This is a genomic window from uncultured Lactobacillus sp., assembly GCF_947367085.1.
Taxonomy (GTDB): Bacteria; Bacillota; Bacilli; order Lactobacillales; family Lactobacillaceae; genus Lactobacillus.
In genome coordinates this window covers 1-16,824 of record NZ_CANBCP010000037.1, presented here as the reverse complement: position 1 = coordinate 16,824, position 16,824 = coordinate 1, and the positions used below count along the sequence as shown (strand labels likewise).

General features: G+C 35.8%; 17 protein-coding genes and 1 pseudogene. 1 reads left to right on the top strand and 17 read right to left on the bottom strand.

Annotated elements, in window-relative coordinates; all coding sequences use genetic code 11:
* The 16 genes from Q0Y70_RS06965 to Q0Y70_RS06890 all read right to left on the bottom strand — a co-directional run.
* A partial coding sequence (locus Q0Y70_RS06965; RefSeq protein WP_297818803.1) for a glycosyltransferase occupies nucleotides 1–1,093 on the bottom strand: 1,093 nt, incomplete at its 3' end.
* A gap of 3 nt (nucleotides 1,094–1,096) precedes the next feature.
* Nucleotides 1,097–2,260: a beta 1-4 rhamnosyltransferase Cps2T gene (cps2T, locus tag Q0Y70_RS06960; protein ID WP_297818800.1), complete on the bottom strand. Its 1,164-nt coding sequence runs from the start codon at nucleotides 2,258–2,260 to the stop codon at nucleotides 1,097–1,099.
* A gap of 54 nt (nucleotides 2,261–2,314) precedes the next feature.
* On the bottom strand, nucleotides 2,315–2,971 hold the full coding sequence (locus Q0Y70_RS06955; protein ID WP_297818797.1) for a sugar transferase: 657 nt from the start codon (nucleotides 2,969–2,971) through the stop codon (nucleotides 2,315–2,317).
* A gap of 23 nt (nucleotides 2,972–2,994) precedes the next feature.
* Nucleotides 2,995–3,765 (bottom strand): tyrosine-protein phosphatase, encoded by a 771-nt coding sequence (locus Q0Y70_RS06950; protein ID WP_297818794.1) that lies wholly within the window; start codon nucleotides 3,763–3,765, stop codon nucleotides 2,995–2,997.
* Nucleotides 3,766–3,767: 2 nt separating this feature from the next.
* Nucleotides 3,768–4,529: a CpsD/CapB family tyrosine-protein kinase gene (locus tag Q0Y70_RS06945; protein WP_297818791.1), complete on the bottom strand. Its 762-nt coding sequence runs from the start codon at nucleotides 4,527–4,529 to the stop codon at nucleotides 3,768–3,770.
* A gap of 13 nt (nucleotides 4,530–4,542) precedes the next feature.
* Nucleotides 4,543–5,409, bottom strand: coding sequence for a YveK family protein (locus tag Q0Y70_RS06940; protein WP_297818787.1), 867 nt, complete (start codon nucleotides 5,407–5,409; stop codon nucleotides 4,543–4,545).
* A 21-nt stretch (nucleotides 5,410–5,430) separates the two neighbouring features.
* On the bottom strand, nucleotides 5,431–6,426 hold the full coding sequence (locus Q0Y70_RS06935) for an LCP family protein (RefSeq protein ID WP_297818784.1): 996 nt from the start codon (nucleotides 6,424–6,426) through the stop codon (nucleotides 5,431–5,433).
* A 303-nt stretch (nucleotides 6,427–6,729) separates the two neighbouring features.
* Nucleotides 6,730–7,644: an ABC transporter permease gene (locus tag Q0Y70_RS06930; RefSeq protein WP_297818781.1), complete on the bottom strand. Its 915-nt coding sequence runs from the start codon at nucleotides 7,642–7,644 to the stop codon at nucleotides 6,730–6,732.
* A 16-nt stretch (nucleotides 7,645–7,660) separates the two neighbouring features.
* Nucleotides 7,661–8,620 carry an oligopeptide ABC transporter permease gene (gene opp4B / locus Q0Y70_RS06925; RefSeq protein ID WP_297818778.1) on the bottom strand — a complete coding sequence of 320 codons (960 nt, stop codon included), beginning with the start codon at nucleotides 8,618–8,620 and terminating at the stop codon, nucleotides 7,661–7,663.
* A gap of 2 nt (nucleotides 8,621–8,622) precedes the next feature.
* Nucleotides 8,623–9,591: an ABC transporter ATP-binding protein gene (locus tag Q0Y70_RS06920; RefSeq protein WP_297818775.1), complete on the bottom strand. Its 969-nt coding sequence runs from the start codon at nucleotides 9,589–9,591 to the stop codon at nucleotides 8,623–8,625.
* Nucleotides 9,592–9,601: 10 nt separating this feature from the next.
* A complete protein-coding gene (locus Q0Y70_RS06915; protein WP_297818772.1) occupies nucleotides 9,602–10,609 on the bottom strand; it encodes an ABC transporter ATP-binding protein in 1,008 nt (335 codons plus the stop codon).
* A 154-nt stretch (nucleotides 10,610–10,763) separates the two neighbouring features.
* Nucleotides 10,764–11,006 carry an acyl carrier protein gene (gene acpP / locus Q0Y70_RS06910; RefSeq protein WP_297818769.1) on the bottom strand — a complete coding sequence of 81 codons (243 nt, stop codon included), beginning with the start codon at nucleotides 11,004–11,006 and terminating at the stop codon, nucleotides 10,764–10,766.
* A gap of 52 nt (nucleotides 11,007–11,058) precedes the next feature.
* On the bottom strand, nucleotides 11,059–12,063 hold the full coding sequence (gene plsX, locus Q0Y70_RS06905) for a phosphate acyltransferase PlsX (RefSeq protein ID WP_297818766.1): 1,005 nt from the start codon (nucleotides 12,061–12,063) through the stop codon (nucleotides 11,059–11,061).
* Between the two features lie 18 nt (nucleotides 12,064–12,081).
* Nucleotides 12,082–14,130, bottom strand: a complete 2,049-nt coding sequence (gene recG, locus Q0Y70_RS06900) for an ATP-dependent DNA helicase RecG (protein WP_297818763.1) — start codon at nucleotides 14,128–14,130, stop codon at nucleotides 12,082–12,084.
* A gap of 3 nt (nucleotides 14,131–14,133) precedes the next feature.
* The gene (locus tag Q0Y70_RS06895; RefSeq protein WP_297818760.1) at nucleotides 14,134–15,798 is read right to left on the bottom strand and encodes a DAK2 domain-containing protein; all 1,665 of its coding nucleotides are present in this window, start codon (nucleotides 15,796–15,798) and stop codon (nucleotides 14,134–14,136) included.
* A gap of 22 nt (nucleotides 15,799–15,820) precedes the next feature.
* Nucleotides 15,821–16,183: an Asp23/Gls24 family envelope stress response protein gene (locus tag Q0Y70_RS06890; protein ID WP_297818757.1), complete on the bottom strand. Its 363-nt coding sequence runs from the start codon at nucleotides 16,181–16,183 to the stop codon at nucleotides 15,821–15,823.
* Between the two features lie 182 nt (nucleotides 16,184–16,365).
* Between Q0Y70_RS06890 and rpmB the strand changes: the two genes are divergently transcribed.
* Nucleotides 16,366–16,551 (top strand): 50S ribosomal protein L28, encoded by a 186-nt coding sequence (gene rpmB, locus Q0Y70_RS06885; protein ID WP_003647522.1) that lies wholly within the window; start codon nucleotides 16,366–16,368, stop codon nucleotides 16,549–16,551.
* A 48-nt stretch (nucleotides 16,552–16,599) separates the two neighbouring features.
* On the opposite strand, the pseudogene Q0Y70_RS06880 reads toward rpmB, so the two are convergent.
* A pseudogene (locus Q0Y70_RS06880) lies at nucleotides 16,600–16,824 on the bottom strand (thiamine diphosphokinase); the annotation flags it as partial.

Here is a 16,824-nt window from a genome sequence, read left to right as displayed (position 1 = left end):
AGGCAATTAAAAATTTGGAGACTAAAATTGTAGATATGCAACTTGAAGTAGATAAGTTAGATAAGATGAATAAAGAATTGAATATTTTAAAAAAATCCTCGTCCTCTACAAATCTATCATCTTTAAAAACATCTCTATTAACAATATCACCATAAAAATCAGCCTGGAATTTATACTCCTTTTCCAGTTTCTTTAAAATCTTAGTATATTCATAAAATCCTTTTTTTTTATCATAAGGTCCAATATACCCAAAATGAAGCGGATGATTTATTTCATAGCTTCTTGTTCGTCTGTTATCTTCCAAATTTCCGTGTGTTATAGAAACTATTTTTCCCTTAATATTAGGTAAAAATCTTTTAAAATATTTTTCTGATACACCACTGTTAAAATGAAAAGTATCAATTAAATTGAACATATCCAAATAGTATTCACGTAATTTATAGCGTAATTCTACCTGAGCATCATTAAAAATAACTTCTTCATCTTCTTTTGATATCATAGCTTTATTTTTTGAACGCAAATTTTTAACTAGCTTACTCTCTTTTAAATTCTCATATATATGAGATTGCATAATGATTATTTTTTTATATGATGGTCCGACATTACACATCATACAATCATATGAACATTTTGAACTACTTAATTCTTCCTTAGAATTTTTGCTTAAGATCTTTGGACAAAGGCCATAAAAATCATGTGTAGTATAAATAGATTTTATTTTTTTATTATGCAAATATTCAAAAAATTCTTTAGGCATACCCATTAGAGTATGAAAATGAACTACATCTGGCTTTATATCTTCGACGAATTTCTTTAGACTAGAAATATCTCGCTCTTCCATATAGTACTTTTCGTCCTTGATGCCAAGTCCTAAAGATATAGGTAAAGAATTTTTCATTTCAATAGTATTAAATGAATATTTATTATTTTTTGGGGATAATTTTATTTTTTTAGAGTATGGGTTTATTTGTCCCGGATATAATAAATAAACTTCATTGTTTTGTGCTAATGCTTCAGATAAGTCTGTGCTATATCTAGGAAGCCCTCCTCGCCTAAAAGGTGGTAACCCAAGTGTATATTCTAAAATTTTCATTGATTATCTTCCCAAAAAAATATTTTCATAATCATCAACTATTTTTTCCCAAGAATATCCATCAATAATTTTTTGTTTTGCTTTTTTTCCTAAATTATTAATTTGTTTATCCGATAATTTATCTACTCTTTCCAATAGATCTTTCAAAAAGCCTGAGGTTTTACTCCAATAAAGAGCGCCATCTTCGCCAACCTCTTTGTTAAAACCAACACCATATAAAAGATTTAATTTAGTATCCGCCAAGGCTTCCAATAAAGACGGATTTGTACCTCCGACTGAATGTCCATGAATATAACCAAATGCATTTTCACGAATATATTTTAATAAATCTTTATCGTAAACTGTACCAACAAATTTGATTCGTTTATCAGTTTCAAAATGAGTCTTTTCTTTTAGTTCTTCATAGAATTTATTATGTTCGACATTTGTAATGATGACTAGGTCTTTATCAACATCACTTGCCATAAATTCTCTAATCATAGTCTCATAATTATTTTCCGGAACGAATCTGCCCACAATTAAGAAGTAGTTATTTGGTTTTACATCATGCCCGTTATACCAACTAACAACTTTATCAGTATTTTCATTTAATGATGATCTAACAACGTCTGCTCCATAAGCAATGAAAGTAGTATTAGGATTATATGTTTCATAAGTTTCATGGATATACTGTTCAATGTTTTTGCTATCGCAAACTAATAAATCAGCATTTTTGACCATTCCACTTTCACTGATCTTCCAATATTTTCTAACTGGCTTTGACCACTTGGCTCTTATCCATTCATGACCATCTGGATTAACCCAAACTTGAAAACCATATTTATGAAACTTAGGGATATAACTGTGAATAAAAGGACCAATTCGACAGGCTAAAATATAAACTATTCCATTTTTTAAGTTATTCTTTTTAATCTGATCTAATGCCCAATTTAAAGCCTTCAAATCATAAACAATAGCCTTTGCTCCGCCAATATCTCGAATACTAATTTCTTGACAATCCGCTCCGTTGTACTCATAATGCTTAGCCTTCTTATTAAAAGTCATACAAGCAACATGATATTTAATATTTTTATTCACTTGTCGTGTTACGAGTTCATCAACAAAAGTTTCGTATCCACCATATTGAGCAGGAATACCCTTAGATCCAACTATAAATATATCTTTCATTATTCTCCTCATCTACTATTAAAAAAGCCAGTTGGCACTATATCAACTAGCTTTTTAATATGCACTATTAGGATGCAATATAACACCTACTGTCTTAATAATCAGCTTAAAATCTTCCCACAAGCCAGAATTGTTAATATATATAATGTCAAGCCAAACCATTTCATCAAAATCCGCTTCATTACGACGCGTAACTTGCCATAAACCTGTACATCCTGGAGTTACTTCAAGTCGTTGCTTATCATATTCTGAATATTCTTCAACTTCGCTTGGCAAAGGTGGACGAGGTCCTACAAGTGACATGTCACCGATTAAAACATTATATAATTGAGGTAACTCATCTAGACTATATTTTCTAATAATCTGTCCAATTTTAGTGATTCGCGGATCATTCTTGATCTTGAACATAGCTCCATCAATTTCATTTTGATCTTCTAGTTCTTCAATCATTTGATCTGCGTTTACAACCATTGAACGAAACTTGTACATCTTAAATGGCTTACCATTTTTTCCAATTCTCTCTTGAGAATAAAATGCAGGTCCACCATCTTCATGACGTACTCTTAAAGCTAAATATAAAAATAATGGTGACAAAACAATTAATGCGATACCACTAGCTAAAAAATCAAAAATACGTTTGACTGAATGATAAAAATATCTACCTTGAACTTTATCTTTATCAACATAGATTTGTTCTCCAGTATAAAGCATCCCATCACTCCCTAAGTGCTAATCTAAAATAACCAAAACTTTTTCTTTTTCTTCAATTGTTGCCAAGGCATATTGACATTATCACCATTAATAATTCGTCTGGCGTTTTCTTTATATAATTCAGTAAATTCACTGCCAAATTCTTTATCTAATTTATTCAGTGCCTCACTATATTCATAATCACGTCTAGGCAAATCATGAGCGTCTGACGCAAAACAAGCACATTGTCCTGCTTCAATAAATCGCTTGCTCATATCTTCAATTTCTTTACCAAAAGTGCCCATATATGAACTAGCAGTGATTTGAACATAACAGCCTTGCTCAATTAGGTCCTGCAGCATTTCTGGCTTTCGTAAGATACCACTGTTTCTTTCCGGATGAACGATTATTGGCGTCACTCCACGCTTTTTTATTTCAAAAATTGTACTCTTTGCATAAGTTGGAACATTTTCACTTGGAAATTCTAAAAGCATATAAGTTCCATCTTCATCACAAAACAAAATATCATCATTATCCAAAGCTGATACTAAGTCACCAGATAATCGAACTTCTTGACTTGGAAAAACTGTTAATGGAATATTATTTTCTGCTAGCTTTTCTTTAAATTGTTCAGTTAGCTCAATTACATCATTTTTATGATTAACGTATCTACCATTTAAATGATGAGGGGTAAGTAATGCATGGGTAACCCCATCATCAACTGCATCTTGAGCTAGTTTTAATGATGTCTCCCAATCTTTAGAACCATCATCAATTCCTGGCAATATATGACAGTGTATATCTACTAAAACCATAATTACTTCTTTTTCTCTTCTCCGTAACCATATCCATAGCCGTAACCGTAGCCATATCCATAGCCGCCATCACCACCAGATTTGACATCGTTCAATACATATCCTAGTAAGCGCGTCTTTGATAGGTTAATCATCTCAACTGCTCGTTTAATTGCAAGCTTCTGAGTAACACCTTGTCTTACGACTAAAACGATTCCATCAATATGGCTAGACAAAGCTTGAGTATCAGAAACTTCCAAAATTGGAGCCAAATCTAAAATTACCAAATCATAATGTTGCTCAGCAACATCCAAGAACTGCTTCATTCGATTTGAGCTTAGCAATTCTGATGGATTTGGAGGAAGCGGTCCAGCTGTCAAAACAGATAAGTTTGTTACGAATCCTGGCTTAACAACTTCATCCATGTTGATTTCATCAGCTTCAGAAGTCAGTACTGTAGTAAGTCCAACATTGTTAGTTAAATCAAAAGTTTGATGAAGTGTAGGTCTGTGCAAGTCGGCATCAATAAGTAAGACTTTTTTACCAGCTTGAGCATAAGCAACAGCTACATTGGCAGTAACAGTAGACTTACCTTCAGAAATATTAGCAGAAGTAAGTGCTAATGATCTTACTTTTGAATCAACCGACATAAAGCTGATATTAGTCTTAATAGTTCTAAACTGCTCACTAATTGGATTTTGAGGCTTAGCTACAGTAATTAACTTTGCCCCATAATTCATAGTTTCATTAGTACCACGTTTTTTATGTTTTCTAAATAATGCCATTAACATTCACCTCCTAGACTCTTCTCTTCTTATTACTATCACTGGCAGATTTCTTCACACTAAATTTGTTTGACAATCTAAAGTGTGAAACTTGTCCCAAATTAGTTAAGCCTAACTCATCAGTCATGAATGAATCATCACGTACGGTTGTATTCATTGAATCACGAATGATAATGAACGCAATACTGATGATAAGTCCTAAAATAATTCCTGCTAAAGTAAATAATTCAGTATTCGGAAATGATTTTTGTTGTGGCGTAGTAGCTGCTGCAACAATTGTCACGTTGTTGACGTTCATAATAGACTTGATTTTCTTTTTAAATGAACGAGCAACAGCGTTAGCGATCATTTTTGCATGATCAGGATCATTAGAGGTAGCACTTAAAGTAAATACTTGAGATTGTTGCTGAGTTTGAACAGATACTGATTTAGCTAATTTAGTTGCTGAGATACTGTATCCTTCTCCAACTCTTCTAACTTCAGCAGGATGTCCTCTTCTGACCAATCTTCTGGTACCGTCTGCTAAAGTTGTATATTTTGGCTTTTCAGCTTTTCTAACTACTTCAGTGGGATTAGCTAACCATTTAGAAGCATCCTTTAAGATAACTGGACTAGTAATGATATCTTTATAAGTATTGATGACTTGAATATCTGCTTGTTGTGTATTCCAAGCTTGACCAGCATCTTTAGAATTGTTCTTTTGGTTAACCAAAATTTGAGTAGATGCTGTGTACTTGGGTGCAATAACATAATTTGCTAATGCATAGCCAACTACACCTAGCCCTACTGCCCAAATTAAAATTCCTAAAATATGTGACTTAAGCAAGATCCATAATCTTCTTAAATCGATTGTATTTTCTTGTGTTTGTTTATTTTCCATTGCACGACTTTTCTTCTAAAACTATTTAACAGTAACTTCATTAAGCCCTAGAGCTTTTCTTAACTTATCACTAACTCTTTGGCGTTCATTCACGCTAACGTTTTGATATGAAACGCCTTCTTCATTATCGTTAGTTCCTTTTACATAGCCAGAACTAATTGAATCAGTTGCTTTTCTGTAATTTGCAGCTAAGGTAGTCATATCATTGAAACTAAGATTAGTTTGCATTGAGTGTGACACTGAATCTAAGAAATCTTTGTTAAGCACTGATTGCACATTAGCAGACTTCTTGAGTAGCGCCATAATTACTAGGCGTTGTCTTTCTTGACGACCATAATCGCCTTTTGGATCATCATATCTCATACGACCAAATTGAAGTGCCTTTTTACCATTCATATGGTACTTGACACCTTTTTTAAATGAATAGCCTTCATAATCAAAGCTTAATGGTGAGACTACGTCAACTCCGCCAACCTTATCAATAGCCTTAACTAGCCCCTTCATGTTAACTAACACATAAGCGTTAATTGGAACTTTGAAGTACTCATTGATCGTCTTATCAACTTCTTCAATTCCACCATAGGTATAAGCTGAGTTAATCTTAGCTGGTGAATAGTCTGGATAGTCAGGTAAAGTAACCTTCATATCACGTGGGATACTTTCGATCGTGGTCTTATTTTTCTGTGGATCTAAGACCATGATCATCATTGTATCCGTACGACCCTTATATGTTCTACCGAACTCTCCTGTATCTGTACCCAATAAAAGCAAGCTAATTGGCTTTTTATTCTTTAATACAGAACTTAAAGAGCCGTTGTCTTGATTCTTGAGACTTACTGGATTATAGGCATTGTTTGCCGCGTTCTGAATATTGCGGTAAGCATAACCTACTACCAGCAGGATCCCGACAAGGACAACGGCTATTACTACACCGAAGATCCGCCAGAACTTACGTCTATGATGATGACGGTGGTGGTGATGGTGCTTAGTCTTGTTTATCGAATTATTATCTTGCATTACTTAATTACTCCCCAAGAGCGTTATTAAAATACCGTTGAACATTTTTTAAGTCATAACGATTATATAAGAAAAGATAAAGAAAATAAAGACTTTTTGAAGAATAACGTTAGTTTTTCTTGACTTTTAAACTATGTTATTCTTCAAAATATATATCTTTTACTAGCCAGAAGTCTGTTTATATCGCAATACTGTAATTTAATCGGTTGATTTTATATAAAAAATAAATATATTCTTTTTAATTTAAATTTTTTCAACAAAAAATGCAGAGTCGCAATTGCAAACCCTGCATTTAGAAATATTTTAGTTTTCACGTTGACGGGCATCCCCAGCTCTTTGAAGAGCACGACCAACATAGTTAATACTTAATGAGATAAGCAGCAACAAGATAGTTGCTGGAAGCCATAACCATGGACGAGTAGTTACGTTAACTGGGTCGTTAGCAAAACCAATCAAAGTACCAAGTGATGGCGTAGAAGGTGGAAGTCCATATCCTAAGAATGATAATGATGTTTCGACACCAATGTTACCAGCAACTGTAAGCACAACGTCGATGATGATCATTGAGGTAATGTTAGGCAAAACTTCTCTAAACATAACCTTCAAATCACTTGATCCCGAAGTCTTAGAAGCTAAAACGTAGTCACGTCCGCGCTGTGATAAGACAAAGGATCTGTAGTATCTCGCCGTTCCTGTCCATCCAAACATTGAAATTAACCATACTAAAGTTACAGCGTTGTAGTTAGGAATAGTAGTAGTTAAAACAATAATGATAGGCATCATAGGTAAAATCTGGATGAAGTCTACAACACGCATGATGATGGCATCTACTACACCACCGTAGTAACCAGTAACGAGTCCGACAACTAAGCCAACGACTTCACAGACTAAGGTAACTGAAATACCAATCAAGATGGAGTTACGTCCACCGACGATTAATTCTTGTAAAATATCACGTCCACCATCGTCAGTACCTAAGATATGACCAGCTTCTCCCCAACCATAGTAAGCTTCTGCGATGTTAACTTCAGTAACATTCTTACCATTTAAGAAGAGCGAGCCTACAAATGTAAGCAGCAAGATCAAAACGATGATTGAGAAAGCCACCATTGCAATCTTATCATGAGTAATTTCTCGAACTACAACCTTAAATCCAGAAGGTGGAAGAGAAGCTTTTGTTTTATTTATATCTTTTTTAGATGATTTATCTTTAGCCATTTCTAATCCTCCCCTCCTATTGAACTCTAATTCTAGGGTCGATAATACTCATAATGATATCTGACAATAAGTTACCAACCAGAGTTAAAATACCGAATAACAAAATCAAAGCAGTTAAAGTTGAGTAGTCACGTTGACCAATTGAGTCAAGGAATAACTTACCCATTCCAGGATAACTGAAGACTTGTTCGATGATCATTGAACCAGATAGTAATCCAGTAATAGTGTTACCTAAGAAGGCTGCAATTGGCAATAATGAGTTTCTCAAGATATGTTTATTAAATACAACTCTATCTGGAACACCCTTACTTCTGGCAGTTCTAACGTAATCTTCAACTTTATTATCAACAATACCAGTTCTTAAGTATTGAACTGTTGCAGTAGTACCAATAATTGCGGAAAGAATTGCTGGTAAAATCAAGTGATAAATTCTACTGAAGAAGATTCCCCAAAAACCAGTAGCAGTATCTGAAACTGAACCTGAAATTGGGAACCAGCCTAAAGTAAATCCGAATAACCACAAACCTAAAATGTAGAATACGAATGCAGGAATAGCAAACGTAATGTAGTTAAACACTTGGATTGATTGATCTTGCCAACCATCTTGGTGACGACCTGCGCTAATACCCATAGGAATAGCGATCAAGTAAGTTAAGATAACTGACATTAATGAAAGCCAGAAAGTGTTAACTGCACGGTCCCAAATCAATGAAGCAACTGGAACTTTTTGAATATATGATTGTCCCAAATCTCCATGCATCAAGTTACCTAACCAGCGGCAGTATTGAACCCAAGGAGCATCGTTTAATCCCATTTCTTGTTTTAAGCGGGCGATAGTCTTAGGGTCAGAGTTAGGATTGATCATTCCCGTAAATGGGTCACCAGGCATCATCTTAGCTAAGACGAAGACAAGCAGACTCAAGATAAGAAGTTGCGGGATCATGATCAGGATTCTTCGTAAAACTGTCTTCCACATACCTATTCATCCTCCTTCAATTCTTCTTGAATCAAGTCTTCTGGCAAAGCTACAAAGTGACGATCTGAAACTTTCTTAAGAGGAAGTACTCGACCATCTTTGTCATACCATTTATCTTGATTTTCAAGGAATTCTTTTTCAACTCTTTGACGTTCAGCTTTATGTGCTTCACGATTTTCTACATCGACAACAGGAATAGCTGAAAGCAAACGCTTAGTGTAAATGTGCATTGGATTTTTGTAAATTTGTTCACGTTTACCAATTTCTACAAAGCGTCCACGGTGCATGATGGCAATGTCTTCTGACATGTGCTTAACAACACCCAAGTCGTGAGAAATGAATAAATATGCAATGTTGTATTGTTGTTGGATATGCTTCATAAAGTTCAAAACTTGTGCTTGAACAGACAAATCAAGTGCAGAAGTAGGTTCGTCCGCAACAATCAACTTAGGATTAGTAGCTACGGCACGCGCAACACCAATTCTTTGACGTTGACCACCTGAGAATTCGTGAGGGAACTTGTAAATTGCATCGCTAGGCATCCCTACGATATCAAGCAATTCTTGAACTCTCTTTCTTTCTTCATCAGTAGTTAAGTTCTCAAAGTTTCTGATTGGCTCAGCAATGATATCTTCAATTCTCTTACGTGGGTTCAAACTAGACATTGAATCCTGGAAGATCATTTGAACATCTTTGTTGTAATTTAACTTTCTTCTGTTGCTTGCCTTGGTAATATCAACGCCTTTGTAAAGGATTTGACCGCTAGTAACCTTTTCAACACCAACGATTGCTTTACCAGTAGTTGATTTACCAGAACCAGATTCACCAATTAAACCGTAAGTTTCTCCTTCTTTAATTGATAAACTGACCCCGTCTACTGCCCGGACATAGTCTGTAATACGGTTCCAAAAACCAGAGCGGATCGGGTAGTGGACTTTTAAGTCTTTGATTTGGATTATTTCTTCAGCCATATTCTACTCCCTATTTACTGCTCTCTTGTTCAAAGTGAAAGTCTTGCCAGCAAGTACATCTTACAAAGTGGCCTGGTTCAACTTCGTGAATCTTAGGTTCTTCTTCATGAGCACTTGCAGGAATCCAAGGAATTCTTGCCGCAAAACGGTCACCTTCACGTGGCATGTTCTTCAATGAAGGAACAGTACCTTGAATAACGTGTAAATCTTCAGTTTCATCATCACTTTGTGGCATAGAGTTAAGTAATGAACGGGTATATGGGTGAAGTGGATGTTCAAAAACAGTTTTAACATCTGACTTTTCAACGATTTGACCCGCATACATAACTGCAACTTGATCAGCAGTTTCCGCCACAACACCCAAGTCGTGAGTGATCATGATAATTCCTGAGTGGGTTTCTTTTTGAATGTCTTCAAGTAAGTCCAAAATCTGAGCTTGAATAGTAACATCCAAAGCAGTTGTAGGTTCATCAGCAATGATAATTTCTGGTTTACATGCAATCGCAATCGCAATAACGACACGTTGACGAAGTCCACCAGACAATTCATGAGGATACATGTTGAACATTTCCTCTGGACGTGGCATACCTACTTGATTAAACAATTCGATGACTCTGTCATGGCGCTGTTTTTCATTCATATCAGTATGGTAGTAAAGTGTTTCAGCAACTTGATCACCGACTCTCATCAGTGGGTTCAAACTTGCTAGTGGGTCCTGGAAAATCATTCCAATCTTATTACCACGAATTTGGTTAAATAATGATTCATTCAATCCAACTAAATTCAATTCATTGTATAAAATGTCGCCAGTCACCCTAGTATTCTTATGGTCATACAAACCGATGATACTTGAAGCAATTGTACTCTTACCACAACCAGATTCACCAACAATGGCTAAAATCTCATCACGTTTAAGAGTTAAATTAACATCATCAGCTGCGTCATAGAATTTACCCTGCAAACGATATGCAGTATGCAGGTGCTCGATGTCTAATAGTAGATCACTCTGCTTTTCCAAAGGTCATTCTCCTCTCAGCCTTTTTCTAAATGGCTAAATATTAAAAGTCAATTAGATTCTTAATTAATGTACCCATTATATACAAAAGAAACTATCAATTCAATAAGTTTACTTAACTTTTACTAGAAAATTGATAGTCTTTTTTTAACATTTTTTAATTTTGATGAGCTTTAATGTAGTCTACGGCTTCACCAACAGTCTGCAATTTTTCTGCATCATCATCAGGTATTTCGCTACCAAAGGTATCTTCTAAGTCCATAACCAACTCCACAAAATCGATTGAATCTGCATCTAAATCGTTACGGAAATTCAAATCTTTGGTAATCTTATCGCGATCAATATTAAAACGATCAGCAATCATATCTGCGATCTTATTAAAAATTTCTTCTTCAGTCATCTTTAACCTCCAAAAAGTTTAGTTTAATTTTAGGTCAATTAAATCTCAAAGTCTAGTTACTTTCTTTAAAGAATTCACGATATTTGCCAATTAAATCTTGATCAAGCATCATATCGATCTGTTTTAAAGTGTAATAAATAGGACGAATATCAGAACGTCCATGCGTTTTAACAACTGGTGCGTTAATTCCTAATAAAACAGCTCCTCCATGACGGGCTGTATCAAAACGCTTTTTTAGAGCCTTAAGGCCTGGCTTTGCCAAAGCGGCACCAATTTTAGGACGAAGTCCGTTATTAAGTAGCGAATCCTTTAACATATGTAAAATTACGCTAGCAGTGCCTTCGATTGCTTTTAAAACCGCATTTCCAGTAAAGCCATCAGTCACAACAACGTCAGCTTTACCTTCCATAACTTCATTTCCTTCGATATTACCGATAAAGTTAAGATCAGTTTCTTTCAAAAGTTTATATGCTTCTTGGTGCATTGGATCACCTTTGTCGCTTTCAGCCCCGTTATTAAGCAGAGCAACAGTCGGGTTATTTACTTTTCTAATTGTGGATGCATAATAAGAAGCCATTTGTGCCCACTGAACCAGATATTCAGCCTTACTTTGCGAATTTGCACCAACGTCAATGATATTAAAACCCTGATCTCCTTTAGCAGATGGCATTGTTGGCATTAAAGCAGGTCGATCAACGCCTTTAATACGTCCTATGATAAAAATTCCTGAAGCCAATAATGCTCCAGTGTTGCCCATTGAAAATAAAGCATCAGCTTTACCGTCTTTTACATAACGCGCTGCAACCACCATTGACGAATCTTTTTTTGAACGAATAGCCCTAACTGGCTCATCTTCATCAGCGATAGTCTGCGTTGTGTGAACAATTTTGATATTTTTAAAATCATCATCTTTTGGAAAAGCAGACTTAATCTGACTCTCATCCCCAAATAAAATGTAATTTGTCTCGCTGCCTTCTTTTCGCAACTTGACAATTGCATCTACGATCGCTTGAGGCGCATTTTCGCCGCCCATAGCATCAATTGCGATTGTTTTCATATTATCTTCCTTGTTAAACTAATCATTTTGTAATTCTTTGTTATATTTTAACACGTCTGCTAAAAATTTATATTGGTCGCTGGTCAAATTTTGATCTTGAGCAATGACTGCCCTTGCTTCTTTTTGCGCGATTACTAAGGCATTATAATCATTGACCACGTCGCCAACTTTAAATTGCGGCAAACCTGATTGAGCCTTACCAAAAACATCCCCCTCACCACGCAACTTCAAATCCTCTTCAGCTAATTTAAAACCATCTGAAGTATTTGTGATGATCTGCATCCGCTGCTTGCCTACTTCATTTGGTGGATCGCTCACAAAAACGCAATAACTCTGCGTTTGGCCACGTCCGATTCGACCACGTAATTGGTGAAGCTGGCTGAGTCCGAATCTTTCAGCATTGAAAATCACCATCATGTTGGCGTTAGCCACATCAACTCCGACTTCGATGACACTTGTAGTCACTAGAATATCAATCTTTTTATTGGCAAAAGCATCCATGATATCATTTTTTTCTTGCCCTGACATTTGTCCATGAAGCAAGACAACATTTTCATTTTTGAAAAATTTAGCAAGACGAGCTTGTAAGTCTTCCGCATTTTTTAAATCACTTTTTTCTGATTCACGAATCAGCGGCGTCACCACATAGATTTGAAAGCCCTGATCAAGCTGACTTTGCATCTGAACTAAAACATCTCGCAGCTTATTAGAAGTGACCCAAGATGAGATAATCGGCTTTCTTCCTTTAGGCAGATGTCTAATTGAAGAAACGGCCATTTCACCATAAACCGTAAGTGCTAAAGTACGTGGAATTGGGGTAGCTGTCATTGCCAAGATATCGGGACTATCAGCTTTAGAAATAAGTTTATTACGCTGACCTACTCCAAAGCGATGCTGCTCATCGATTATGGTTAGACCCAAATTTTTAAATTTGACTGCGTCTTGGATTAAAGCGTGCGTCCCAATTACGACATTGATAGTTCCATCAGCAAGTTCACGATAGATCTCTTTTTTTTCTAAATCTTTAGTATCTCCCGTCAAAAGTGCTACACGCACACCAAGTGGACGTAATAATTCGGCAATCTTGGCAAAATGTTGTTCAGCCAAAATTTCCGTTGGCACCATCAAAGCTGCTTGATAGCCCGCTGTGATAACAGCATAAATGGCAAAAACAGCGACTACAGTCTTTCCTGCACCTACATCACCTTGCAGCAAGCGCCTCATCTGACGCTTTGAATGTAGATCGGCAAAAATTTCATTGACGACCCTCTTTTGATCATCTGACAATTCAAAAGGTAGTTTATCAATTAACTCCTTAATCGCCTTCAAATCATATTTTTTAGCTTGTCCTGGGGCATCGCTATCGCGCATAGACATCATTTGAGCCAGCTGGATTTGGAATAAAAAGAACTCACGAAAAATGGCACTTCGTTTTGCAGTTTTAGCCATTTGTGCATTTTTAGGATGATGCATGTCTTGAATAATTGCCTGATCTGTTTCTAACTTATACTTTTGTCGAATTTCGTCAGGGACAACATTTTTAACTTCTGGCAAGTATTCTTTAATAGCCTGATCAATTAGTTCTTGGAGCTTTTTTTGACGCACATGACGATTAACTGGATAAATTGCTGCTAAGCCTGAATCGCTCTTTTTTTGCGCCACAAACTTAAAAGCTGACAGCGACTGTCGGGCTACATTATATTTTCCAAAAACTGCAACATCTTGTCCCAGTTCCAATCTATCTTTTAACCAAGGTTGGTTAAAAAAATTGACCATGACAATATCATGGCCAATTTGAATTTTGAAACTGAGTCGACTTTTTTTATAGCCAAAGCGACTTACAAATGGTTCAGTTACCACAGTTCCTTTTAAAAGAACTTTTTGACCATCCATAATTTGATCTAAAGGTAATGTTTCCAGTTCGTCATATCGAAACGGAAAATAAAACAATAAATCATAAATACTATTTATCCCTAAACTTGCTAAAGCTTCACCTGTTTTAGCACCTACGCCTTTTAACGTAGTAACAGGACCAAATAGATCTTTTTTCTCAGTTTTTGTATTCATATTTTATTCAGCTGAAACCAAGAAGTAGTAGACTGGTTGACCACCATCATGTACTTCAAATTCCAAATCATCATGTTTTGCTTCAAGTTTTGATACCACTTGATCTGCTTGAGTCTTAGTAGCGTCACTACCGTACATAATAGTGATGATTTCAGTGTCTTCATCAAGCATCTTTTCGACCATTTCAACTGTAGTATCAACCAAGTCAGGATTATCAACCTTGATCTTACCATCGATGATACCTAAAAAGTCATCTTTCTTAACTTGAACGTCGTCGATTTGAGTATCACGAATAGCCTTTGTAACTTCACCTGAAACAACAGTATCTAAATCTTCAGACATTGCTTCAACGTTTTCTTCAACACTAGCGTCAGGATTGAAAGAAAGCATTGCAGTTAAACCTTGAGAGATAGTCTTAGTTGGCACAATTCCAACTGGAATTTCAGCAACTTCTGCTGCTTGCTTAGCAGCCATAATGATATTACCGTTGTTTGGTAAAATAATTGCCTTGCTTGCACCAGACTTTTTGATAGCGTCAATAATATCTTGAGTTGATGGATTCATTGTTTGTCCACCGGAGATAATTCTATTAACACCTTCACTTTGGAACAATTCACGAATTCCGTGACCAGAAGCTACTGCAATTACTGCGAAATCAACACTTTCTTCTTTTTCTTCGTTGTTTTCAATGATAGTTTCATGTTGAATACGCATGTTATCAATCTTGATCTTGCCCAATTGTCCAAATTGACTTCCGTAAGTGAAGACTTCACCAGGATGTTCAGTGTGGACGTGAACTTTAGCAACTTCTCCGTCAGAAACTGCAAGAAGTGAATCTCCAACTTCAGATAAATGTTGTCTAAATTCATCCAAGTTGAACTTCTTCTTATTAGGCACATCAGCAGTCAAATCAACCATAATTTCAGTACAATAGCCATTTTTGATATCACTAGTTGATAGTTGAATCTGTGCAGATTCAGCTTGATGGTGAGCAGCATTAATTAACTCATCCATTTCAACTTCGTCTAATTGGTAATCATCATTGCTCTTTTCGCCAAGTAAACCTTCTAAAAAGCCTTGGTAAATAAATACCAATCCTTGACCACCAGAGTCAACAACACCAACTTGTTTCAAAACTGGCAATAAATCTGGGGTTGTCTTCAAAGCCTTTTTAGCTCCATCAACAATAGCTTTCATGACCTCGATAACATCATCAGTTTCGCTAGCCTTATTTTTACCTTCTTCAGCAGCTACACGAGCTACAGTTAAGATTGTACCTTCAACAGGCTTCATAACTGCTTTATAAGCAGTTGCCACACCGTTTGAAAATGCATTTGATAAATCTAAAGCTGATAAAGTTTCTTTATTTTCAGTAGCTTTATAAAAACCACGAAATAGCTGGGATGTAATAACACCAGAGTTACCACGTGCACCCATCAGCATCCCTTTAGAAAGAGCTTTAGTTAAATCTCCAACTTTTGTAGAAGTGCTTTGGCTAACTGCTTTTGCACCACTTTCAATAGTTAAAGTCATGTTAGTTCCCGTGTCACCATCAGGTACCGGGAAAACATTTAATTTATTAACAAATTCAGAATTCTTGCTCATGCGATGAGTACCCGCACGAACCATATCTTTAAATTGTTCACTATCAATTTTGGTTAAAACCACAATACGTTCCTCCAAATAAGCATTATTCGTCTAAGATCTTAACGCCTTGTACAATAACGTTAACAGATTTTGCCTTGATGCCTAAAAGATTTTCGAGATTGTATTTTACACTATCTTGAACATTGTGGCTAACTTCTGAAATTTTGAGTCCGTAACCCACAATGATATAAACATCTACAACAATTTGGTTGTCCTTAGTCTTAATAACAACACCACGACGATAATTAGCACGATTCAAAATAGTAAATGCACCGTCTCTAAGAGCATTCTTAGATGCCATTCCAACTACACCGTAATTTGAAGTGGCAGCTCCACCTACAACAGTTGCGATTACATTATTAGAAATATCAATCATGCCACGCTTAGTTTTAATTTTTACAGCCATGATTTCCTCCTTTTCAGAAGAACTAATTTTACTTATTTCATTTTAACATAGCAAAATAACATGGCAATAAGATTAGCTGTGAGATTGAAAAAATCCTGACTTAATATTGAAATCACTTCCTAGCTATGATAATCTAGAAAGGTACTAACGACAGATAACAAATAAAGGAGGGTTTAGCACAAATGGCAAAAGACATTATTACTGGCCGCAAGACGGTCTTTGGTAACAAGCGTTCAAAGGCTTTGAACTCCGTGCGGCGTTCATGGAAGCCAAACCTTCAAAAAGTTCGCATCCTTGTTGACGGTAAGCCAAAGCGTGTTTGGGTATCCGCTCGCGCTTTGAAATCCGGTAAGGTTAAACGTGCCTAATTAAGAAGTAAAAAAATAAAAGGGATCAAGATTTTTTCTTGATCCCTTTTATTTTTTATCTCGGCTATTAATTACGATTAATGTACCTGCCCTGCAACCAATTTCTATATTTTGCCCTTCTAAATACTCATTTGAGGAATACATCGTTGGTGCAGATAAATCAGTTTTAGCTAAATCATATCTTGCATTTTTGATATAAAAATTTTGCACTGGTGTAAGCGTCCCAATTCCTAAATATTTATATGCGGCATTATAAGCAATAATATGTTTACC

Coding starts and splice junctions, on each gene's coding strand:
- cps2T (WP_297818800.1), bottom strand. CDS start 2,260: ATGAAAGATATATTTATAGTTGGATCTAAGGGTATTCCTGCTCAATAT.
- Q0Y70_RS06955 (WP_297818797.1), bottom strand. CDS start 2,971: ATGCTTTATACTGGAGAACAAATCTATGTTGATAAAGATAAAGTTCAA.
- Q0Y70_RS06950 (WP_297818794.1), bottom strand. CDS start 3,765: ATGGTTTTAGTAGATATACACTGTCATATATTGCCAGGAATTGATGAT.
- Q0Y70_RS06945 (WP_297818791.1), bottom strand. CDS start 4,529: ATGGCATTATTTAGAAAACATAAAAAACGTGGTACTAATGAAACTATG.
- Q0Y70_RS06940 (WP_297818787.1), bottom strand. CDS start 5,409: ATGGAAAATAAACAAACACAAGAAAATACAATCGATTTAAGAAGATTA.
- Q0Y70_RS06935 (WP_297818784.1), bottom strand. CDS start 6,426: ATGCAAGATAATAATTCGATAAACAAGACTAAGCACCATCACCACCAC.
- Q0Y70_RS06930 (WP_297818781.1), bottom strand. CDS start 7,644: ATGGCTAAAGATAAATCATCTAAAAAAGATATAAATAAAACAAAAGCT.
- opp4B (WP_297818778.1), bottom strand. CDS start 8,620: ATGTGGAAGACAGTTTTACGAAGAATCCTGATCATGATCCCGCAACTT.
- Q0Y70_RS06920 (WP_297818775.1), bottom strand. CDS start 9,591: ATGGCTGAAGAAATAATCCAAATCAAAGACTTAAAAGTCCACTACCCG.
- acpP (WP_297818769.1), bottom strand. CDS start 11,006: ATGACTGAAGAAGAAATTTTTAATAAGATCGCAGATATGATTGCTGAT.
- plsX (WP_297818766.1), bottom strand. CDS start 12,063: ATGAAAACAATCGCAATTGATGCTATGGGCGGCGAAAATGCGCCTCAA.
- recG (WP_297818763.1), bottom strand. CDS start 14,130: ATGAATACAAAAACTGAGAAAAAAGATCTATTTGGTCCTGTTACTACG.
- Q0Y70_RS06890 (WP_297818757.1), bottom strand. CDS start 16,183: ATGGCTGTAAAAATTAAAACTAAGCGTGGCATGATTGATATTTCTAAT.
- rpmB (WP_003647522.1), top strand. CDS start 16,366: ATGGCAAAAGACATTATTACTGGCCGCAAGACGGTCTTTGGTAACAAG.